At 68.7% G+C, this 20,942-nt stretch carries 20 protein-coding genes and 1 other RNA gene; 12 read left to right on the top strand and 9 right to left on the bottom strand.

Features of this window, described 5'->3' with window-relative positions:
• Complete coding sequence (madM, locus tag FHR73_RS05045; RefSeq protein WP_059315062.1) at window positions 1-765, top strand: malonate transporter subunit MadM; 765 nt, start codon at window positions 1-3, stop codon at window positions 763-765.
• A 61-nt stretch (window positions 766-826) separates the two neighbouring features.
• Window positions 827-902: non-coding RNA, sX9 sRNA (locus tag FHR73_RS05040), on the top strand.
• Window positions 903-905: 3 nt separating this feature from the next.
• Here the strand turns inward: FHR73_RS05040 and FHR73_RS05035 are convergent.
• On the bottom strand, window positions 906-1,814 hold the full coding sequence (locus FHR73_RS05035) for a LysR family transcriptional regulator (protein ID WP_183629845.1): 909 nt from the start codon (window positions 1,812-1,814) through the stop codon (window positions 906-908).
• Between the two features lie 135 nt (window positions 1,815-1,949).
• Here FHR73_RS05035 and FHR73_RS05030 point away from each other — a divergent pair, with 135 nt between their 5' ends.
• From FHR73_RS05030 to FHR73_RS05020, 3 genes are all read left to right on the top strand, one after another.
• Window positions 1,950-2,849, top strand: a complete 900-nt coding sequence (locus FHR73_RS05030; protein ID WP_183629844.1) for a LysR family transcriptional regulator — start codon at window positions 1,950-1,952, stop codon at window positions 2,847-2,849.
• 188 nt (window positions 2,850-3,037) lie between these two features.
• Entirely contained in the window at window positions 3,038-4,354 is a 1,317-nt protein-coding gene (locus FHR73_RS05025; protein ID WP_183629843.1) for an MFS transporter, read from the top strand.
• A 48-nt stretch (window positions 4,355-4,402) separates the two neighbouring features.
• Window positions 4,403-5,401, top strand: coding sequence for a succinylglutamate desuccinylase/aspartoacylase family protein (locus tag FHR73_RS05020; protein WP_183629842.1), 999 nt, complete (start codon window positions 4,403-4,405; stop codon window positions 5,399-5,401).
• Window positions 5,402-5,455: 54 nt separating this feature from the next.
• Here FHR73_RS05020 and FHR73_RS05015 read toward each other — a convergent pair whose 3' ends face one another.
• The 4 genes from FHR73_RS05015 to FHR73_RS05000 form a co-directional block, all read right to left on the bottom strand.
• On the bottom strand, window positions 5,456-6,454 hold the full coding sequence (locus FHR73_RS05015; RefSeq protein ID WP_183629841.1) for a transketolase family protein: 999 nt from the start codon (window positions 6,452-6,454) through the stop codon (window positions 5,456-5,458).
• Entirely contained in the window at window positions 6,454-7,302 is an 849-nt protein-coding gene (locus tag FHR73_RS05010) for a transketolase (RefSeq protein WP_183629840.1), read from the bottom strand. The genes FHR73_RS05015 and FHR73_RS05010 overlap by 1 nt, the downstream gene beginning before the upstream one ends.
• A gap of 14 nt (window positions 7,303-7,316) precedes the next feature.
• Window positions 7,317-8,615, bottom strand: coding sequence for an MFS transporter (locus FHR73_RS05005; RefSeq protein WP_059229683.1), 1,299 nt, complete (start codon window positions 8,613-8,615; stop codon window positions 7,317-7,319).
• A 78-nt stretch (window positions 8,616-8,693) separates the two neighbouring features.
• Window positions 8,694-9,443, bottom strand: coding sequence for an SDR family NAD(P)-dependent oxidoreductase (locus FHR73_RS05000; protein ID WP_027599557.1), 750 nt, complete (start codon window positions 9,441-9,443; stop codon window positions 8,694-8,696).
• A gap of 194 nt (window positions 9,444-9,637) precedes the next feature.
• Here FHR73_RS05000 and FHR73_RS04995 point away from each other — a divergent pair, with 194 nt between their 5' ends.
• Entirely contained in the window at window positions 9,638-10,549 is a 912-nt protein-coding gene (locus FHR73_RS04995; protein WP_183629839.1) for a LysR substrate-binding domain-containing protein, read from the top strand.
• Here FHR73_RS04995 and FHR73_RS04990 read toward each other — a convergent pair.
• Complete coding sequence (locus FHR73_RS04990; RefSeq protein WP_183629838.1) at window positions 10,546-11,427, bottom strand: LysR family transcriptional regulator; 882 nt, start codon at window positions 11,425-11,427, stop codon at window positions 10,546-10,548. The two genes, FHR73_RS04995 and FHR73_RS04990, sit on opposite strands and share 4 nt — an antisense overlap.
• Window positions 11,428-11,555: 128 nt before the next feature.
• Here FHR73_RS04990 and FHR73_RS04985 point away from each other — a divergent pair, with 128 nt between their 5' ends.
• From FHR73_RS04985 to FHR73_RS04975, 3 genes are read left to right on the top strand one after another with little or no spacing between them, the layout of a single operon-like run.
• Window positions 11,556-12,866, top strand: coding sequence for a CitMHS family transporter (locus FHR73_RS04985; protein WP_183629837.1), 1,311 nt, complete (start codon window positions 11,556-11,558; stop codon window positions 12,864-12,866).
• Window positions 12,867-14,219, top strand: a complete 1,353-nt coding sequence (locus FHR73_RS04980) for an acyclic terpene utilization AtuA family protein (RefSeq protein WP_183629836.1) — start codon at window positions 12,867-12,869, stop codon at window positions 14,217-14,219. It abuts the gene before it with no gap.
• On the top strand, window positions 14,216-14,530 hold the full coding sequence (locus FHR73_RS04975; protein WP_183629835.1) for a hypothetical protein: 315 nt from the start codon (window positions 14,216-14,218) through the stop codon (window positions 14,528-14,530). The genes FHR73_RS04980 and FHR73_RS04975 overlap by 4 nt, the downstream gene beginning before the upstream one ends.
• 3 nt (window positions 14,531-14,533) lie before the next feature.
• Here the strand turns inward: FHR73_RS04975 and FHR73_RS04970 are convergent, their stop codons facing one another.
• Window positions 14,534-14,812 carry a hypothetical protein gene (locus FHR73_RS04970; protein ID WP_183629834.1) on the bottom strand — a complete coding sequence of 93 codons (279 nt, stop codon included), beginning with the start codon at window positions 14,810-14,812 and terminating at the stop codon, window positions 14,534-14,536.
• A gap of 349 nt (window positions 14,813-15,161) precedes the next feature.
• Between FHR73_RS04970 and FHR73_RS04965 the strand changes: the two genes are divergently transcribed.
• Window positions 15,162-15,452 (top strand): hypothetical protein, encoded by a 291-nt coding sequence (locus FHR73_RS04965; RefSeq protein ID WP_183629833.1) that lies wholly within the window; start codon window positions 15,162-15,164, stop codon window positions 15,450-15,452.
• Window positions 15,453-15,506: 54 nt separating this feature from the next.
• On the opposite strand, the gene FHR73_RS04960 is transcribed toward FHR73_RS04965, so the two are convergent.
• Both FHR73_RS04960 and FHR73_RS04955 read right to left on the bottom strand, forming a co-directional pair.
• The gene (locus tag FHR73_RS04960) at window positions 15,507-16,478 is read right to left on the bottom strand and encodes an SDR family oxidoreductase (RefSeq protein WP_183629832.1); all 972 of its coding nucleotides are present in this window, start codon (window positions 16,476-16,478) and stop codon (window positions 15,507-15,509) included.
• Between the two features lie 170 nt (window positions 16,479-16,648).
• Window positions 16,649-18,532 carry a sigma-54-dependent Fis family transcriptional regulator gene (locus FHR73_RS04955; RefSeq protein WP_183629831.1) on the bottom strand — a complete coding sequence of 628 codons (1,884 nt, stop codon included), beginning with the start codon at window positions 18,530-18,532 and terminating at the stop codon, window positions 16,649-16,651.
• Between the two features lie 364 nt (window positions 18,533-18,896).
• Between FHR73_RS04955 and FHR73_RS04950 the strand changes: the two genes are divergently transcribed.
• Together FHR73_RS04950 and FHR73_RS04945 are read left to right on the top strand one after the other, a co-directional pair.
• Window positions 18,897-19,946, top strand: coding sequence for an ATP-NAD kinase family protein (locus FHR73_RS04950; protein ID WP_183629830.1), 1,050 nt, complete (start codon window positions 18,897-18,899; stop codon window positions 19,944-19,946).
• 1 nt (window position 19,947) lies between these two features.
• Entirely contained in the window at window positions 19,948-20,925 is a 978-nt protein-coding gene (locus tag FHR73_RS04945; protein WP_007158560.1) for a thiamine pyrophosphate-dependent dehydrogenase E1 component subunit alpha, read from the top strand.
• The last annotated feature ends 17 nt before the right edge of the window (window positions 20,926-20,942 follow it).

Raw genomic sequence — 20,942 nt, 5'->3', positions numbered from 1 at the left:
ATGAACGACATCGTCACCAAAGCCCTGCAACATAACGGCCTGGTCGCCGCCTTCGCGCTGATCGGCCTGATCATGTGGATCTCGGTGGTCCTTTCGCGCCGGCTGACCTTCGGCCGAGTGCACGGCTCGGCCATCGCCATCGTCATCGGCCTGGTGCTGGCCTGGGTCGGAGGGACCGTCACCGGCGGCCAGAAAGGCCTGGCCGACCTGGCGCTGTTTTCCGGTATCGGCCTGATGGGCGGCGCCATGCTGCGCGACTTCGCCATCGTCGCCACCGCCTTCGAGGTCCAGGCCACCGAGGCGCGCAAGGCTGGAATGATCGGCGCCGTGGCCCTGCTGCTCGGCACCGTGCTGCCCTTCATCGTCGGCGCCGCCGTGGCCTGGGCCTTCGGCTACCGCGACGCGGTGAGCATGACCACCATTGGCGCGGGCGCGGTGACCTACATCGTCGGCCCGGTGACCGGCGCCGCCCTGGGCGCCAGCTCCGACGTCATGGCGCTGTCCATCGCCACCGGCCTGATCAAGGCGATCATCGTCATGGTGGCGACGCCCGCGTCGGCGCGCCTGCTGGCGCTGGACAATCCGCGCTCGGCGATGGTCTTCGGCGGCCTGGCCGGCACCGTCAGCGGCGTCACCGCGGGACTTGCCGCCACCGACCGCCGACTGGTGCCCTATGGCGCCCTCACCGCCACCTTCCACACTGGCCTGGGCTGCCTGCTGGGGCCGTCGCTGCTGTTCTTCTGCGTGCGGGCGCTGGTGGGTTAAGAGCAACTAATAAGCCTACTGCGCGTCCACCAGACGGGCGCGTGCAGTGCTCGGAATCCTCATGTATCACCCATACACTGCGGTTCCTGCGCGCCGCGCGCACCCGCCTGACAGCCGCTCGCTACGTTTTATTAGCCGCTCTAAGCTCGCGCGTACATCCGGCACTCGGCGACGAAGGCCAGCAGGTTGGGATCGCGCTCGCGGCTGCGCAGGAACACCGCGCCGATGCGCTGCTGCAGCCGATAACGCGCGGCCAGGGGCAGCAGCTTGAGGCGGTTCTGGTAGACCGCCTCGACCCGCCCCGGCAACAGCGCGTAGCCCACCCCAGAGCTGACCATGCTCATCAGCGAGAAGATGTCGTTGACCTGCATGATCACCTCCGGCTCGAAGCCGGCCTGGGCGAACACCTGGCGGCCGTCGCGAAAGGTGGCGAAGCCCTGGGTCAGGGTCACGAAGGGCACCCCGGCGAGGTCGCGCAGGTCCACCTCGGCCTGGTCGGCGAAGGGCGAGTCGCTGGGCGCGGCAAGAAAGATGTCGTCACTGAACAGCTCGACGCTCTCGCAATCGGCATCCACCACGGCGTCGTCCAGGGCCACCAGCATGGCGTCCAGCTTGAAGTCGTGCAGCTGCTCGGCGAGATCGGCGTTGGAACCCAGCACCAGGTCGATGTTGAGTTCGCTGCGCCTGAGCTTTAGGCCCATGATCAGCTGGGGCACGGTCTTGACCGTCAGCGAATAGAGCGCGCCCAGGCGAAAGCGATCGGCCGAGAAGCCCGCCGCCTGCCGGGTGAGGCGTACCGTCTCGGCCAGGTCCTGCATCAGGCGCTCGGCCCGTGCCTCCAGCACGAAGGCGCCGTCCAGCGGCGTCAGGGTGCGCCCCTCGTGCTTGAACAGCGGACAGCGCAGGGCGTTCTCCAGCGAATGGATGGCACGGTGCACGCTGACATGGCTGGTGCCCAGCTCGGCGGCGGCCCGCGCCAGGTTGCGGCTGCGCATGAAGGCCAGAAAGATCTCCAGCTTGCGCAGGGTGAGTTCATCGGTATCGGACATGGCGGCCAGCGGGCGGTGGAAGACAGCTGCCCACCTTGCCCGGATGGGCGGGCGGCGTCGAGGGCTGCGGCCCGGACTGGCCGTGAACGCCCTCACCCCGTACCCTGCCCTGGCATCGTCCCGGGCCTGAGATCTATGCAACTGGAATGGCTGGAAGACTTCATCGAACTCGCGCGCACCCGCAGCCTGTCGCGCGCGGCGGAAAATCGCTTTGTCACTCATCCAGCCTTCGGTCGGCGCATCCGCGCCCTGGAAGACTGGTGTGGGGCGCCCCTCATCCGTCGCCAGCAGCCCATCAGCCTGACCCCTGAAGGTCTGCTGTTGCTGGAAACGGCACGGGAGGTTGTCGACCGATTGAGCGAATGCCGCTCGCTGTTTCAGGGTGCCTCCCTGCAGCGCGAACAGCCGATCCGTATCGCCACTGGCCGGACCCTGGCCAGCGACTTCTTTCCGGAGTGGTACGACAGCTTGAGCGCACGGTTCGGCGAGTTTCCCGTATCGCTCATCACCAGTGGCGCCCAGGAAGCCATCGGTCGGCTGGCCGCTGGCGATGCCGACCTGATGCTGATCTTCAGCAGTCCGCTCACCGAGCGGTTGCTGGATCCTGCACGTTTCGAAACCCTGGTCATCGGTCAGGACGAGCTGCTGCCGGTCTGCGTACCAGATGGGGACGGACAACCGCGCTATCGACTGGAAGACGGCGCCGCTGCGGTGCCTTGGCTGGCCTTCGCGCCGTCGCTCGCACTGCGCGGCGTACTGGCTCGGCACCTCTCCCGGCTGCCGAGTAAGCTGGCCATGCGCATGATCTACCAGGCCGATTCCTATCCGGCCATCCACCAGATGGCGCGCCGTGGCCACGGCCTGGCCTGGCTGCCCCGCATGGTGGTGCGCGAGTCCCTGGCCCAGGGCAGTCTGGTGCTGGCGGGATCGACGGGGCTGATCGCCACCTTCGATATCTGCCTGCATCGCTTGCGCGGGCCGCACGATGAACGCCTTGAACATATCTGGCGAACCCTTGCGACGAGCGCCCCATAGCGGTGCACGACAAAATAATCAGCGCCTGAACCCATAGGGACAAGCACGACCTTGAGCACCTGTGCCTGGTCGGCCCAGGCCTGTGCCGAAACGGCAATTGAGCCGGTGCCTGGGCTTGACTCAAGGTGAAGCCTCAATCGTGAAGGCGCTGCCACCCCTGGCGGCGCTCCGCCAAGGGGAACCCGGTCATGTCGCACTCCATATCGACCCTTGCCAATGCCGAGGCCCCCACAGCGGCCCGGCGTGGCTCCTGGAAGGAAATCTGCGCGGCCGGCATCGGCAATGCCCTGGAATTCTATGATCTGCTGATCTACGGCTATTTCGCCGTGATCATCAGCCGACAGTTCTTTCCAGCCGAGAACGAAACCACTTCGCTGCTCCTGAGCGTGGCCACTTTCGCCATCTCCTTCATCATGCGGCCGCTAGGGGCCGTGGTGCTGGGCTCCTACACCGACCGTCGTGGCCGCAAGGCCTCGCTGACACTGTCCATCGCTCTGATGATGATTGGCACCCTGCTGATGACCTGCGTGCCCACCTATGGCCAGATCGGCCTGCTGGCCCCGCTGATCGTGATCGTCGCGCGGATGCTGCAGGGCTTCTCCAGCGGCGGCGAATTCGGTGCCTGCACAGCCTTCATGGCCGAGAACGCTACCGAAGGTCGCCGCGGCTTCTTCGCCAGCTGGCAACTCTCCACCCAGGGCCTGGCCACGGTCTTCGCCGCCGGCGTAGCGGCGGTCCTGAGCTATGTGCTCAGTCCGGCGCAGCTGGATGACTGGGGCTGGCGACTCGCATTCGGCATTGGTTTGCTGATCGGTCCCATCGGTCTTTATATCCGCCGGCAGATGGACGAGACCCCGGAATTCAAGGCGCTGGCCCGCCGCGAGGGTCCGGAGCCGACCCCGGTGCGGGATCTGCTCAAGGCTGACTGGGCCGTGCTGCTGCTGTGCATCGGCGTGGTGTCCGGCGCCACCGCCTTCAATTACGTGCACAAGCTGTACATGCCCACCTATGCCATGAAGCAGCTGCACATCGCCGCCACCTCCTCCTTCCTCGGCGCCTTCATCACCGGTCTTGCCATCATGCTGATGTCGCCGGTGTTCGGCATCCTCTCCGACCGCTTCGGCCGGCTGCGGGTACTGGGTATCGCCATGACGCTGGTAGGGCTTTCTTCCTATCCGTTGTTTCTGCTGCTCAATGCCCTGCCTTCCATCACTACTCTGCTATTGGTGCAGGCACTGGTGGGCGTCCTGATCGCCGCGTCCTTGGGTCCCATCCCGGCCATGCTCTCCGATGCCTTCCCCACCCGTACCCGCGGCTCGGGACTGTCACTCAGCTACAACTTTTCGGTCACGGCATTCGGCGGTTTCGCCCCGCTGGTGGTGACCTGGATGATCAACAGCAGCGGCGACAACCTGGCGCCCAGCTATTACGTGATGGGCACCGCTGCCCTGAGTCTGATCTCCATCCTGGCGCTGACCCGCACCCGTCGCCATACCCCGGTTTGATCCCCCACCGGGGCGCGGCCCCGGTCTGCCTACCCTTAGGAGCCTGCCATGACCACCCTCGCCCAGATCCGTGCCGGTCTGCCCCGCTATCCCATCGAGGTCGAATTCCCCGACATCGAGCGCTGGAAGACCAGCAATACCGGTATCGACTATGTGCACAGCTTCGACAGCGGCATCGAAGGTCCCCACGTCGCCATCATGGCCCTGACCCATGGCAACGAGGTCAGCGGCGCCATTGCCGTGGATGAGCTGCTGCGTCGTGGTATCCGGCCAAGCCGGGGCAAGCTGACCCTGGCCTTTGGCAACGTGGCCGCCTACCACGCCTTCGACCCGGACGATATCGACGCCACCCGCTACCTGGAAGAGGACATGAATCGCGTCTGGCTGCCTCAGCGGCTCCAGGGGCCTGCAACGACGGCCGATCTGGCCCGTGCCCAGCAGCTGCGTCCGTTGATCGACGAGGTGGATTGGCTGCTGGATATCCACTCCATGCACGAGCATTCCGCACCACTGATGATGACCGGGCCACTGGAAAAGGGCCTGCGCCTGGCTGCCCAGCTGGGCACCCCGGAATTCGTGATTGCCGACGAGGGCCACCAGAACGGCCGTCGACTGCGTGACTTTGGTGGCTTCGGCCAGCCCGACAGCCAGAAGAACGCCCTGCTGATCGAAACCGGCCAACACGTGCTAGGCGTGAGCCGGCAGATCGCCCTCGACTGTGTCGCCCGCTTCCTGCTGTTGGCCGAGGTAGTGGACGAAGCCGCGGTCGCCGACCTGCTGCAGGTAGCCAAGCCAAAGCGCCAGCGTTTTCTGCGGGTGACCGATGCCATCGTCGCCGACACCTTGGACTTCCGTTTTACCCAAGACTTCAAGGGTCTGGAAACCATCCGCGAGGCAGGTACCCTGATCGCCACCGACGGCGAGCGCGAGATCCGTACCCCCTACCCCAATTGCGTGCTGATCCAGCCCTCGATCCGCCACCTGGGTAGCGGTGTCACCGTCGTGCGCCTGGCGCGGGAACTGGGTGAAGACGAAGTGCCCCGTTGAGGTAGCGGGGCTTGGGGCTGCGGCGGCGCCGAGCGCAATCCGCAGCCCTATTCCCTACAACCAACCCTTGATCTGCTGGCAGACCGCCGTGGTGGAGATGCCGTAACGGTCGTGCAGGGTCGGCAGCGCCCCGGCGTCGAGGAAGGCGTCGGGCAGCGCGATCTGGCGGAAGGTGGGCGTCACGCCGTTGCGCAGCAGGGTGGTCGCGACGGCCTCCCCCAGGCCACCGATCAGCGAATGATTCTCCGCCGCCACCACCAGCCGCCCCGGCTTGCGGGCTTCCGCCAGGAGGGTCGCTTCGTCCAGCGGCTTGATGGTCGGCACGTGCAGCACCGAGACGTCCACGCCATCCGCGGCCAGGGCCTCGGCGGCCTCCAGGGCGCGCATGGTCATCAGGCCGGTGGACACCACCAGCACGTCGCGTCCAGGGCGCACCACCTGGGCCTTGCCGAGCTGGAACCGGTAGTCGTAGCGATCCAGCACCAGGGGGACGTTGCCGCGCAGCAGGCGCATGTAGACCGGGCCCTGGTGGGCGGCGATGGCCGGCACCGCCTGCTCGATCTCCAGGGCGTCGCAGGGGTCGATCACCATGAGGTTGGGCATGGCGCGAAAGATCGCCAGGTCGTCGGTGGCCTGGTGGCTGGGGCCGTAGCCGGTGGTCAGCCCGGGCAGGCCGCAGACGATCTTGACGTTGAGGTTTTCCTCGGCGATGGCCATGCAGATGAAGTCGTAGGCGCGTCGCGAGGCGAATACCGCATAGGTGGTCGCGAACGGCACGCAGCCTTCGCGGGCCAGGCCGGCGGCGGCGCTCATCAGCAGCTGCTCGGCCATGCCCATCTGGTAGAAGCGCTCGGGATGGGCCTTGGCGAAGATGTGCAGGTCGGTGTACTTGGCGAGGTCCGCGGTGAGGCCGACTATGTCCTGGCGCTGTTCGGCCAGGGCCGCCAGGGCATGACCGAAGGGAGCCGGTCGCGTGGGCTGGCCCTCGGCGGCGATGCTGGCGATCATCGCCGAGGTGGTCAGGCGTGGCTTGGTGGCGGTGCTGGTAGTCATCAGAAGTCCCTCCCGGCATCCAGGGCGTCGAGGGCCAGGGCCCATTCGTGCGCCTCGACGCGGATGAAGTGAGTCTTGTCGCGGGTTTCCAGGAAGGGCACGCCTTTGCCCATGCGGGTATCGCAGAGAATGATCCGGGGCTGCGGGTCCGGGTGCCGGCGGGCGCGGTCGAAGGCGGCGACCAGCGCCGCGCGGTCGTTGCCGTCGACGCGCTGGACGAACCAGCCGAAGGCCTGCCAACGCTCGGCCAGGGGCTCGAAGGCCAGGATCTCGCGGCAATGGCCGTCGGCCTGCTGGTTGTTCACGTCCACCAGGGCGATGAGATTGTCCAGTTGCCAGTGGGAAGCCGACATGGCCGCTTCCCAGGTCGAACCCTCGTTGAGTTCGCCATCGGACAGCAGGTTGTAGACGAAGGCGCCGGAGTTCTTGCGCTTGAGGCCGAGGCAGGCGCCCACGGCGATGCCCAGGCCCTGGCCGAGGGAACCACCGGTGATCTCCATGCCGGGGGTGTAGGCGGCCATGCCCGACATGGGCAGGCGGCTGTCGTCGCAGCCATAGGTCTCCAGCTCGTCCTGCGGCACGATCCCGGCCTCGATCAGCGCCGCATAGAGGGCGATGGCGTAGTGGCCGATGGACAGGTAGAAGCGGTCGCGCCCTTCCCATTCGGGCTCCTGCGGCTGGTAGCTCAGGGCGTGGAAGTAGGCGACGGCCAGGACGTCGGCGACGCCCAGCGCCTGGCCGACATAACCCTGGCCCTGGATCTGGCCCATGCGCAGGGCATGGCGGCGGATGTTGTGGGCGCGCTCGGCCAGCGAGAGCGGTACGGGTTGTGGCGAAGAAGCGGTCATGATCTGTACCTCGATTAGCGATTGACCAGGGCGGCGGGAATGCGCAGGACCAGCGTGGCGCCTATCACCAGCACCCCGGTGATGAGGAACATGCCGATGGCGCTGGAGCCGGTGCTGGTGGTGATCCAGCCGATCAGGTAGGGCGAGCAGAAGCCGGCCAGGTTGGCGAAGCTGTTCACCGCGGCGATGCCGGCGGCGGCGGTGACCCCGCCCAGCAGCGTGGTGGGCAGCATCCAGAACAGCGAGGACGCGGAAAGGATGCCGGCCGCGGCCAGGCACAGGCTGAGGATCGACAGGGTGACGTTGTGGCCGAACACCGCGGCGAGGCTGAGGCCGCAGGCGCCCAGCAGCATGGGGATCACCAGGTGCCAGCGGCGCTCGCGGTGCCGGTCGCCGCTGCGTCCGGCCAGCAGCATGGCGACGATGGCGCACATATAGGGCAGGCTGGTGAGCAGGCCGATGTGCAGCGGATCGGCGACCCCCGAATTGCGCACCAGGGTCGGCAACCAGAAGGTGATGGCGTACTGGCCCATGACCACGCAGAAGTAGATGGCGGCCAGCAGCCACAGCCGGCGATCACGGATGAAGTCGCGCACGCTGGCGTGCTCGGTCTTGTGCTGGTTGTCCTCGGCCAGTTCCTTCTGGATCAGCGCCTTTTCCTCGTCGTCCAGCCAGGTCGCCTGGTGCACGCCGTCCTTGAGATAGCCGAGCACCATCAGCCCCACCAGCACCGTGGGGATGGCTTCGATGACGAACATCCACTGCCAGCCGGCCCAGCCGTGGACGCCGGCGAACTGATTCATGATCCAGCCCGACAGCGGCCCGCCGATCATCCCCGACAGCGGAATGGCGACGAACCAGAGCACCGTCATGCGAGCGCGGCGGTAGGTGGGAAACCAGTAGGTGAGATAGAGCAGCAGGCCGGGCGCCAGGCCCGCCTCGGCCACGCCGAGCAGGAAGCGCAGCAGATAGAACTGCCAGGCCGTCTCGACGAAAGCGAACAGCCCCGAAAGGATGCCCCAGGTGATCATGATGCGGGCGATCCAGCGGCGGGCGCCGACCTTGTGCAGGATGATGTTGCTGGGCACCTCGCAGAGGAAATAGCCGATGAAGAACATGCCGGCGCCGAGGCCGTAGACGGCTTCGCTCAGGGCCAGGTCGTTCATCATCTGCAGCTTGGCGAAGCCGACGTTGACCCGGTCCAGATAGGCGCAGAAGTAGCACAGCATCAGGAAGGGCATCAGCCGCCAGGCGGTCTTGCGATAGGCATTGGCGCGCGCCGAGGTGGCCGCTGCCAGGGTGAGCGTAGTCATGGTCTGATCTCTTGTTGTTATGGACGCCGCAGCCGCGGGCGCCCTTGTCGATGCAGAGCGTTGAAAACGAGGGGGCGATCAGTGGATCAGCATGCCGCCGTTGACGTCCAGGGTGACGCCGGTCAGGTAGCCGGAGAGATCGCTGGCCAGGAACAGCGCGGCATTGGCCACGTCCCTGGGCTCGCCGAGGCGACCCAGCGGGATGCCGTCGATGATCGACTGGCGGCGCTCGTCGTGCATCAGCCCACCGGTGATATCGGTCTGGATCAGGCCGGGGGTCAGGGCATTCACGCGGATGCCATCCGGCCCGAATTCCCGCGCCATGGCCCTGGTCAGCCCCAGCACCCCGGCCTTGGCGGCGCTGTAGTGCGGACCGCCGAAGATGCCGCCGCCACGCTGGGCGGACACCGAGGACAGGCAGACGATGCTGCCACCGCCCTGCTCGCGCATGGCCGGGATCACCGCCTGGGACATCAGCAGGGTGCCGCGCAGGTTGACGTCGAGGATGCGGTCGTAGTCGGCGCGACCGATCTCCAGGGTCTTCACCGGCTGGGTGATGCCCGCATTGTTGACCAGCACATCGAGGCGGCCGTAGTGGGCGAGCGCCTGGTCGACCGCGGCCCTGACCTGGGCTTCGTCGGCCACGTTGGCCGCCAGGCCCAGGTGACCTTCGCCGAGGCTGGCGGCGGCATCCCGCGCCGCGCTGGCATCGAGGTCGAGGATGATGACCCGCGCGCCCTGGGCGGCGAAGGCCTGGGCCGTGGCTCGACCGATGCCGCGCGCGGAGGCGGCGCCGGTGACGAGGGCGATCTTGTCTTGCAGCAGCAGGGAATGCAGGGGCATGACGCTATCCTTCTTGTTGTTGTGGAGGGCTGTCGCTGAGGGCCAGAGTGCCCCTGCCCCAAGGCCCCAGCAACGCAGCCTGCGTCAGACCGTGCTGAATAAAATTCATGCCTGCAGCTTGGCAGCCGGGCCAGGTCTCTCGACAATCAGTCTCGAACTGGCCACAGGAGCCGCGCCCCATGGATTCCGGCAAGACGCTTTCCCTGCCACCCCTGAAAGCCCTTCAAGCCTTCGAGCAGACTGCCCGCTTCGCCAACGTCGCCCGCGCCGCCGAGCAACTGGCGCTGACGCCCTCGGCGGTCAGCCACCAGCTGGCCAAGCTGGAGGCCCTGGTGGGGCGCGCCCTCTTCGTTCGCGGGGCGCGCGGCATGACCCTGACCCCGGCCGGGGAGCAATACCTGGAAGAGGTCAGCGAGGTGCTGCACCGGCTGGCCATGGCCACGGATCGCGCGGCCAGCGATGCCGGCCTGGAATGCCTGCGCCTGCACTCGGCGCCGAGCTTCGGCCTGCTCTGGCTGATGCCACGGCTGGAGCTGTTCCGCCAGAGTCATCCCGACCTGCAGATCAACCTCTCCTGCTCCTACGAGTCCCTGCACTTCAGCCGCGACAAGGTCGACATCGACATTCGCCACGGCCTGCCCAGCTGGCCGAATCTGGAGATCCGCACCCTGCAGCGCGAACGCCTGGCGGTCCTGGCCGCGCCGCAGTTGCTGGAAAAACGTCCGGTCCACTCGCCGGCGGATCTGCTGCACAGCGAGCTGATCCTGTCCGAGGCTACCCTGATGAAGTGGCCCAACTGGTTCGCCCAGCAGGGCCTGGCGCTACCGGAGCGGCCCTACACCCTGAGCTTCGATCGCTCCTACATGACCCTGGAAGCCGCCCGCCATGGCCTGGGCTTCGCCCTGGAGAGCACGGTGCTGGCAGCGGACTATCTGGACCGCGGCGATCTGGTGCAGGTGCTGCCCCAGGATGACGACCTGCCGGTGGCCGCTCACCACCTGGTGTTTCCCCGGGCGCACTCACGCTACGCCCGGGTGCGGCGCTTTCTCGACTGGCTGCAACAGGAGCTGGGGCAGCCCTTCGAGTACTAGCCTGCCGGCAGCCGCTCCCGGAGCAAGGCGACGAAAGCCTGGGCCGCCGGCGTGAGGCTGCGGCCGCTGGGCGTGAGGATGCCCAGCGGCCGGGCCAGGCTCTCGCCACGAACCGGCAGGGCCACCACCGGGGCCTCGCCACCGGCCGATTCCGGCAACAACGCGAGGCCCTGCCCGGCCGCCACCAGGGCCAGCAGGGTGCTCATGTAGTTGGCTTCCAGCGCCGCCACCAGGCGCAGGCCGGCGGCGGCGAAGGCGAAGTCCAGGCACTCGCGCACGCTGCTGTCACGCCCCGTGAGCAGCAGGGGCACGGCGTCGAGTTCGCCCAGGGTGATCTCGCTGCGGCCTGCCCAGGGATGGTCGCGGGGCACGAACAGCTGCAGGTGATCGACGTAGAGCGGCTGGAAGTCCAGGCCCACGGCGCGCGGGCGGACACCGATGCCCAGGTCCACCTGCCCTTCCCGGACCAGCGCTTCGACCCGGCCGGCCACCATATCCTGCAGGCGCACCTCGATGGCCGGATGACGCGCCTGGAAGGTCTTCAGCAATTCGGGAAAGGGCCCCATGAAGAAGGATGGCAAGGCCGCCAGGGTGATGCGCCCGCGACGCAGGCCGGCCAGGTCCCGCGCGTGGGTCTGGACATCGCCCAGGTCCACCAGGATGCGCTCCAGGGGTCCGCGCAGTTCTTCCCCGGCGGTGGTCAGCTGGACCCGCCGCGGGGTGCGCTCCAGCAGCTGCACCTCCAGCCAGGCTTCGAGTTGCTGGATCTGCACGGTGAGCGCGGGAGGTGACAGGTGCAAGTCCTCCGCGGCGCGGGCGAAGGAGCCCTGACGGGCCACGGCGAGAAAGGCCTGCACGTGCTGGAGCAGATTCTTCATTTTGTTTTTCTGAACGCTGCTTCGGAAGATTCCAATTTACAGGACATCGGACGTCTTCGAATACTGGACCCACAACAACAAAACCTCCCGTGCGCCCGCCTGCCGCGCCACGGTCCAAGGAGTCCGCCATGCTCGCCCTGCTCGGTGTCGTCACCATTCTCGCGTTGCTCGTCGCGGTCATGAGCAAACGCGTCTCGCCCCTGGTCGCCCTGATCGTCATCCCCATCGCCGCCGCGCTGATCGGTGGCTTCGGCCTGGGCACCAGTGCCTTCATCATCGCCGGCATCAAGGGCGTCGCCCCGGTGATCGGCATGTTCGTCTTCGCCATCCTGTTCTTCGGCATCATGACCGACGCCGGGATGCTCGACCCCATCATCGACCGCATCCTGCGCACCGTCGGCACCCGGCCGACGCGGATCGTCTGCGGCAGCGCCCTGCTCGCCTTGCTGGTGCACCTGGACGGCTCCGGTGCGGTGACCTTCCTGGTGACCATCCCAGCCATGCTGCCGCTCTATACCCGCCTCGGACTGGACCGGCGCATCCTCGCCTGCGTAGCCGCCATGGCCGCCGGGGTCAACTTCCTGCCCTGGACCGGACCGGTGCTGCGCTCGTCCGCCGCCCTGCACGTGCCGGTGGCCGATCTGTTCCAGCCGCTGATCCCGGTGCAGCTGGTGGGCCTGGCCTTCGTCTTCGCCAGCGCCTGGTGGCTCGGGCGGCGCGAGGAGAAGCGCCTGACCCTGGCCGGCCAGGCGCCCTGGCTGGCCGGCGGTGGCGCCGGTGCCGCGCCGGAGCGGGTGCTCAGCGAGGCCGAGCGTGCCCTGCGTCGCCCAGGGCGCTTCTGGATCAATCTGCTGCTGACCCTGGTGGTGATGGGCGTGATGATCGCCGGCTGGGTCGATCCGGTGGTGATGTTCATGCTCGGCACCGTGGCCGCACTGTGCCTGAACTACCCGTCGGTGGACGCCCAGAAGGCGCGCATCGACGCCCACGCCAAGACCGCCCTGACCATGGCCAGCATCCTGTTCGCCGCCGGCGTCTTCACCGGCATCATGCAGGGCAGCGGCATGCTCAAGGCCATGGCCCAGGTGGCGGTGGCCGGCATCCCGGCCGGGCATGGCCAGCTGATCCCGGCGGTGGTGGGCTTCCTGTCCATGCCGCTGAGCCTGCTGTTCGATCCAGATTCCTTTTACTTCGGCGTCATGCCGGTGATCGCCGAGGTTGGCCGCAACCTGGGGGTTGATCCGGTGCAGGTGGCCCAGGCCTCGCTGCTCGGGGTGCACACCACCGGCTTCCCGGTCAGCCCCTTGACCCCGGCGACCTTCCTGCTGGTGGGCCTGTGCAAGCTGGACCTGGCCGATCACCAGCGCTTCACCATCCCCTTCCTGTTCGCGGCCTCGGTGCTCATGACCCTGACCGCCCTGCTCCTGGGAGTCTTCTAGATGAGCCGTCTTCTTCGCATCGGCTGCGGCGCCGGCTATTCCGGCGATCGCATCGAACCCGCCGTGGAGCTGGCCGAGCACGGCCGGCTCGACTACCTGGTCTTCGAATGCCTGGCCGAACGCACCATCGCCCTGGCGCAACAGGCGCGGCTGGCCGATCCCGAGACGGGTTTCGATCCGCTGCTGGAGGCACGGATGCGCCGCATCCTGCCGCTGTTGCGCCAGGCCGGGCGACCGCGCCTGCGGGTAGTCACCAACATGGGCGCCGCCCATCCCCTCGCCGCGGCGCGCAAGGTCGCGGCCCTGGCGCGGGATTTGGGTATGAGCGGGCTGAAGATCGCCGCCGTGGCCGGCGACGACGTGCTGGCCCAGTTGCCGGCCGACGCCGTGCTGGACAGTGGCCAGACCCTGGCCGAACTGGGCGACCGGGTGATCTCGGCCAATGCCTACCTGGGCGTGGAAGGCATCGTCCAGGCCCTTGAGGCGGACGCCGATGTCATCATCACCGGCCGGGTGGCCGATCCCTCGCTGTTTCTCGCGCCGCTGGTGCATGAATTCGGCTGGGCAGCGGATGACTGGGCGCGTCGCGGACGCGGCACCCTGGTCGGCCACCTGCTGGAATGCGCGGGCCAGGTCACCGGCGGCTACTTCGCCGATCCCGGCTACAAGGACGTCCCCGACCTCGCCCGCCTGGGCTTTCCCCTGGCCGAGGTGGACGCCGAGGGCCAGGCGACCCTCACCAAGGTCGCCGGCTCCGGCGGCTGCGTGACCCCGGCGACCTGCACCGAGCAACTGCTCTATGAGGTCCACGACCCGGCGGCCTACCTGACGCCGGATGTCACCGCCGACTTTTCCGGCGTCGCCCTCGATCAGTCCGCGCCCGACCGGGTCGCGGTCAGTGGGGCCCGGGGCCAGCCGCGCCCCGAACAGCTCAAGGTCTCGGTGGGTTATCGCGACGGCTGGCATGGCGAAGGCCAGATCTCCTACGCCGGCCCGGGCGCCGTGGGCCGGGCCAGGCTGGCAGCAGAGGTAGTGCGCGAACGCCTGCAACTCTGCGGCATACCGGTGGAAGAGCTGCGCTGCGAACTGATCGGCTGCGACGCCCTGCACGGCGCGACCCTGGCCGCGCGCGCCAGCGGCGAACCCTGGGAGGTGCGCCTGCGGGTGGTCGGCCGCTGCGCCAGCCGGGCGGCGGCGGTGCAGATCGGCAACGAGGTGGAAACCCTCTACACCAATGGCCCGGCCGGCGGTGGCGGCGCCACCAAGGCGGTCCGCGAGGTCATCGCCGTGGCCTCGCTGCTGTGGCCGCGTGCGGCCGTCACCCCTACCCTGGAGCTGGAGACGCTGCCATGAAACTGCGCGAGATCGCCCACGTCCGTACCGGCGACAAGGGGGACATTTCCAACATGGCGGTGATCGCCTATCGCCGCGAAGACTTCGAACTCCTGCGCCAGGCGCTTACCGCGGAACGGGTCGCCGCCTGGTTCGCCGACAGCCGCCCGGCCGATGCCGCGCCCGTGCGCCGCTACGAATTGCCGGCCCTGGGCGCGCTGAATTTCGTGCTGCCCGGCGCCCTGCGCGGCGGCGTCACCCGCTCGCTGGCGCTGGACGCCCACGGCAAGGGCCTGGGCGCGGCGCTGCTGGATCTGGAGCTGGAGGACTAGGCGTCAGCCGTGGAAGCTGACGCACTGGTCGGACAGGTCGTTGATGAAGACACTGTCCTTGTCGAGCGGGACCTGGGCGCCCTTGCGGCGCAATTCGTTGATGGCGTGCAGCAGCACCAGGTTGATCCGCTCGACTCTCAGGTCTTCGGCGCGGATCAGTCGCGTCACCCGGGCATTGTGATCGACATCGATGAGGGTGATCAGCAGGCCGTCATCCCTTTGCTCCAGCTGGTGACGCAGCGGGGGATCGAGCTGGGCCAAACGTTCGTGCAACTTGTCCATGCCGGGCCTCGCTAAAACCAGACGTGTACCCTCAAGGCTAGCCGTCACGCTGAGGAACGCAAGCGCGCAGCGCGGGCGCGGCAAACGGCCGGGTGGGCGATTGGAGGCACTGTCACGAAGCTGCCATCCGCGACGGCCAAGCTGGGGGACCCGATCGCCCCGCCATGGCGGAGGCCGCCCGATGGATATGCCTGTTGCCGCCTCCCCTGTTGTGCCTCCGGCACCCCGCCCTGCCACCCTCCCGGTCGCGCTCCGCGTGCGGTCGGCGACGGCCCAGGGCCGGCGCATCGCCCAGGCCACCCGCCAGCTGATCGCGCTTGGTCATAAGCGCATCCTGCTGGTTGCGCATATGGAACCTGACGCGCTGCGATCGGACGCCGAGTTGCAGGGTCATGGCGAGGTGATGCTGGCGGTGGGCCTGCCGCTGCTGCCCCGCCTGGAGCTCGATACCGCGACGCCGCTGGACTGGCCGGAGTGGCAGAGCGCCCTGGAAGCCGTCGCCCCCACGGTGCTGCTATGCACCCGCGCGGCCCTGGTGCCACCGCTCGAAGCCGCCTTGCGCAGCCATGGCCTGCTCGCCCACCTGACGGTGGTCGGGCCGGATAACGGCGTAGCGGCGGCGGGTTCCACTCACCACTGATCCCAAACGGGCGGCCGGGCGCACAGACCGCCCCCGGACGCCCCTTTGGCCCCGTCAGAAATTCGAACCCCTGATCGTCCGTCCCGCCTGATCGGGCTGCTGCAGATTGCCCGAGGTGGCGGCCTTGGCCGGATTCCAGTCGATCTCGGCGCGCTGGACCGCGGCCGCGGTGAAGCGCTCGTTGAGCTCCGGCGCCAGGCGATGGCCCCAATAGGCCAGCTTCGCCTTGTAGCCCACGGTGATCTCCTTTTGCGGCTGCAGCAGCGCGCCGACGATGGCCTGCACCGCCTTGTCCGGTGAATCCTTGGTGGGCAGGTCGGCGCGGTGGCCGGTATAGGTGGCCGCATGGCCCCAGATCGGCGTATCCAGCGCCCAGGGCAGTACCGTCGACAGCTGGATGTTCCGCTGGCGTCCACGGCGCAATTCCTGCTGCAGCACCCGACCGAGACTGAGCACCGCGGCCTTGGACGCCGAGTAGGAGGCCTGGTAGGCATGGGGGATCTCGCCGTCCACCGAGGCCACGTTGACCAACCGGCCGTAGCCCTGGCGCCGGAAGCGCTGCAGGGCCAGGTGGCTGCCGATCACCACGCCTTTGACATTGGTATCCAGCAGGCGCAGGTGGTCTTCCAGGGGTACCTCCTCAAAGCGCCCGACCGCCACCACGCCGGCGTTGTTGATCCAGCCATCGATCCGGCCGAAGCGCTGCTCGGCCTGCTCGGCCAGGGCGGTCATCTGCGCCACCTCGGCCACGTCGGTGGGCACTGCCAGGGCGGCCACGCCCAGGGCCTGGACCTCGACCGCCAGGGCTTCCAGCGCGTCGCTGCGCCGCGCTGCCAGCACCAGGTTGGCGCCGTGCCGGGCCAGCGCCAGGGCCACGCCGCGGCCGACGCCACTGGAGGCGCCAGTGACAACGATAGTCCGGCCATTCAGCTGCTGGCGATCGATCCGTGGCGAACGCCGGGACGAGCTGCGATTCAGCAGGGCCAGGGCGGCAGGCAGGGCAAGCAACAGCGGCAGGGTACGCATCGGGGGGCTTCCTCAGGGTCTGTGTCTGAGGTGTGACTCCTCGGCGACCGCGCTGACGTCCCGCAGCGAGACGACCGGGGCCAGCGATGCCGGCGCCGGCCGCTTCGGTTGTCTGCGGTAACTACCATGCCAGGGCGGCCGCTGCCAGCCATGACCGTTCGGCGGAACGCCTAGTCCTCGGACTGGCGATGCGGCATGGCGATGCCGTGCAGCTTGAGACGCCGGTAGAGGGTGGCCCGGGACATCCCCAGGGCACGCGCCGCAGGGATGGCCTTCCAGCGATGCCGCACCAGGGCCGCCAGGATCGCCCGCCGCTCGGGGCTGTCGACCCCGGGCGGCGGCTCGATGGCCGGCGCGCCGCCGGGCCGCAGACTGGCCGGCAGGTGATCGAGGGAGATCAGGACGCCGTCGCACAGGGCGCAGGCGTAGCGCAGCACGTTGCGCAATTCGCGCACGTTGCCCGGCCAGGCATGAGCCAGGATGGCCTCCTGCACCTGGGGCGCCAGCTCCGGCGCCGGACGCTCGCCGCATTCCTCTTCGAGCAGCCGCCGCGCCAGCGCCAGGCGGTCGCCACGCGCGCGCAGCGGCGGCAGCTGGAAGACGGCGCCATTGAGGCGATAGAGCAGGTCTTCGCGAAACAGCCCGGCGGCGACCTGCGCCTGGAGGTCGCGGTGGGTGGCGCAGACCAGTCGCACATCGACTCGCCGCGCCTGAGCGCTGCCCACCGGCAGCACCTCGCCTTCGGCCAGCACCCGCAGTAGCCGGGTCTGCAGCGCCAGGGGCATGTCGCCGATCTCGTCGAGAAACAGGGTGCCGCCATCGGCCGCCACGATCAGGCCATCGCGACCCTGGCGCTGGGCGCCGGTAAAGGCCCCCGCGGCATGGCCGAACAATTCGCTCTCGATCAGGCTCTCCGGCAGCGCCGCGCAATTGAGGGCGACGAAGGGCCGCCCGCTGCGATCGCCACTCTGGTGCAGGCCGCGGGCAAACACCTCCTTGCCGGTGCCGGTCTCGCCGGTCACCAGGATCGGCAGGCCATGCCGGTAGAGCCGCAGGGCGGTCGCGAGTGCCTGGCTGACCCGGGGCTCCTCCTCGGGGTCCGTCGCACGCGGCTCGCGGACTAGCGGGATCACCACACCCGTACGCTGCCGCGGCGCCCGGACGCGGGCGTGGAAATGCGCCGCGCCCAGCCGCAGGGGTTCGCCATCGTCCTCCTGCAACCGCGCCGGAGCATCGCGACCGAACACCTCGTCGAGGCGCTGCGGCAGATAGCCCAGCTGAGCGAGGCAGAGTTGACGGGCCGGGCGATTGAGGCCGGTCAGGCGCCCATTCGAATCCCAGGCCAGCAGGAATTCCGGCTGGGTATCGAGATAGCTGGCCTGGGCATGGCCGCAGAGCACCCAGTCGCCCCGGGCGCTGTGCATGAAGTAGGCATTCTCGATGCGCTGGGCGCTGTCGCGGGTGAAGTGCTGGATCAGCAGCTGGCTGCGGCGGTCGTCCGGCGAACGTGGCGCCGAGACGTCCAGCACCCCGAGCAACTCGCCGCTCGGCGCGAACACCGGCGCGGCGGTGCAGGTCAGGCCGGTAAAGGCCACGCGGAAGTGATCGGCCTTGTGCACCGTGACCGGCGCCCGGTCGGTGAGCACCGCGGCGACCCCGCAAGTACCCTCCTCCTGCTCGGACCAGCAGGTGCCCAGGTAGAGCCCGGCGCGGCGGCATTCGTCGTCCAGGCGGTCGCTGACCCGGTAGTCCAGGGTATGGCCCTGGGCGTCGGCCAGCAGCACGCAGTAGTCGGCCGCCTCGACCCGTGCGTGCAGGGCGCCCAGTTCGCCATCGGCGACGCGCAGGAAGTCTTCCGCCGCCTGCTGGTGCTGGCGCAATTCGTAGCGCGAGAGGATGCGCGGGCCCCGCAGGCTGCCCGGGTCGAGCTGATATTGCTCGAAGGAACGACGCCAGGAATCGAGGATGCGCCCGGGCGGACTGGCCGTGCGCAGGGGCGCACGCAGGGCCTGGTCGATGGCGCGGGCGTGATAGCGGGCCTGGGTAGACAGCATGGACGTCTCTCCCTGAATTCCGGTCATGGCATGGAAGGCCGGTCATTGTTCTGTCCTTCATTTAGCGCCCGCTGGCCCCGGCCTTCAAGTCCGCCGCGCCGTGAGACGAATCGTCTCAGCGTCTCGCCTTGCCGTCGCAACCGTGAGACGCCCCGGCGCGGCGCGGCCTTCCAGCCACACCTGCAGATGCCCCGCAAAACCGCACCCCGCCTGGCCTGCAGCGGATTCGCAGCGACCTGGCACCGCCCTTGCTCAAGGCTCTGCGACGCTCCCAAGACAACGACAAGAGGGCCAGACCCATGAGCGCACCCCGGCATTGCCGCACGGCTGCCCTGATCGATGGCCCAGGCCGCGGAGGCCAGCCATGCCCATAACCGTCGGCATTCTGCCCAACCCGGCGTCGGGGCGCGACCTGCGCCGCCTGACCGGCAACGCCGCCCTGACCTCCAGCACCGACAAGGCCGGGGTGGTGATGCGCCTGCTGGCTGCCTTTGGCGCCACCGGGGTGGAGCGGGTGCTCTTGCCGCCGGACATGACCGGTATCGCCGCCGCGGTGCTCAAGGCCAGTGGCAGTCGCCAGGCCCGCGAGCAGCGCTGGCCGGAGCTGGTCTTTCTCAATCTGCCGCTGACCCAGACCGTGGACGACACCCGGCGCGCCGCGCGGCTGTTGCTGGCCCAGGGCGCGGCGGTGATCGCCGTGCTCGGCGGCGACGGCACCCACAAAGCGGTGGCCGCCGAGGTGGGCGACCTGCCGCTGCTGACCCTGTCCACCGGCACCAACAACGCTTTTCCCGAATTGCGCGAGGCCACCAGCGCCGGCCTGGCCGGTGGCCTGGTGGCGAGCGGCCGCATCGATCCGGCCCTGGCGCTGCGGCGCAACAAGCGGCTGCGGGTGGAGGTGCCGGAGCGCGGCCTGCGCGACTGGGCGCTGGTGGACGTGGCGGTCTGTCGCCAGGCCTATCTCGGCGCCCGGGCGGTGACCCGGGTGGAGGATCTGGCCGAGGTCTTCACCACCTTCGCCGAGCCCTGGGCCATCGGCCTGTCGGCCCTCTGCGGCCTCTGGCATCCAGTCGCGCGCAGCGCCCCCCATGGCGGCTGGGTGCGGCTGGAGCCCGAGGCGCCGGCGCAACTGACCGTCCCCCTCGCCCCCGGCGTGCTGGCCCAGGCCGGTATCGCCGCCAGCGGCCTGCTGCTGCCGGGCGAGCCGCGCACCCTGTCGCTAGCCGCCGGCACCCTGGCGCTGGACGGCGAGCGGGAAATCGAATTCGGCCCCGAGGCGCGTCCGCAGGTGACGCTGGACCTCGACGGCCCCCTGAGCATCGACGTGGAGCGGGTGCTGGAGCTGGCGGCGCAGCAGCGCCTGCTGGTCCGCCGCCGGCCCGCGTCGGCCCTCGGCAATCCTGGAGAACAATAAGATGAGCGAGACCCCAAGCGTCGAAAACCTGAGCCATGCCTACCGGGTGATGCGCACCATCCGCGCCTTCGAGGAGCGGCTGCACGTGGAATTCGCCACCGGCGAGATTCCCGGCTTCGTCCACCTCTATGCCGGCGAGGAAGCCTCGGCCGCCGGCGTCATGGCCCACCTGGGCCACGAGGACAGCATCGCCTCCACCCACCGCGGCCACGGCCACTGCATCGCCAAGGGCGTGGACGTCTACGGCATGATGGCCGAGATCTACGGCAAGAAGACCGGGGTCTGCCAGGGCAAGGGCGGCTCCATGCACATCGCCGATCTGGAAAAGGGCATGCTCGGCGCCAACGGCATCGTCGGCGCCGGAGCGCCGCTGGCCGCCGGTGCCGCCCTGGCGGCCAAGCTCAAGGGCAGCGACGCCGTGGCCGTGGCCTTCTTCGGTGACGGCGGCTCCAACGAGGGCGCGGTGTTCGAGGCCATGAACCTGGCCTCGGTGTGGAATCTCCCCTGCATCTTCGTCGCCGAGAACAACGGCTATGCCGAGGCCACCGCCTCCAACTGGTCGGTGGCCTGCGACCACATCGCCGACCGCGCGGCCGGCTTCGGCATGCCCGGGGTGACGGTGGACGGCTTCGACTTCTTCGCCGTCCACGAAGCCGCCGCGGCCGCCGTGGCCCGCGCCCGGGCCGGCGAAGGCCCCTCGCTGATCGAGGTGAAGTTCACCCGCTACTTCGGCCACTTCGAGGGCGACGCCCAGACCTATCGCGATCCCAACGAGGTCAAGCAGGCCCGCGAGCAGCGCGACTGCCTGATGCAGTTCCGCGAGCGGGTGACGCGTTCCGGCCAGTTGCAGCCCGCCCTGCTCGACAGCATCGACCAGGAGGTGGAACAGCTCATCGAGGATGCCGTGCGCAAGGCCAAGGCCGATCCCAAGCCCGGCCCGGAAGACCTGCTCACCGACGTCTACGTCACCTACGCCTGATCGGAAAACAACAAGGA

This window comes from Pseudomonas sp. AS2.8 (genome assembly GCF_014190935.1).
Taxonomy (GTDB): domain Bacteria; phylum Pseudomonadota; class Gammaproteobacteria; order Pseudomonadales; family Pseudomonadaceae; genus Chryseomonas.
Note: the sequence above shows the minus strand (reverse complement) of the source record. Positions and strands in the feature narration are given on the sequence as shown.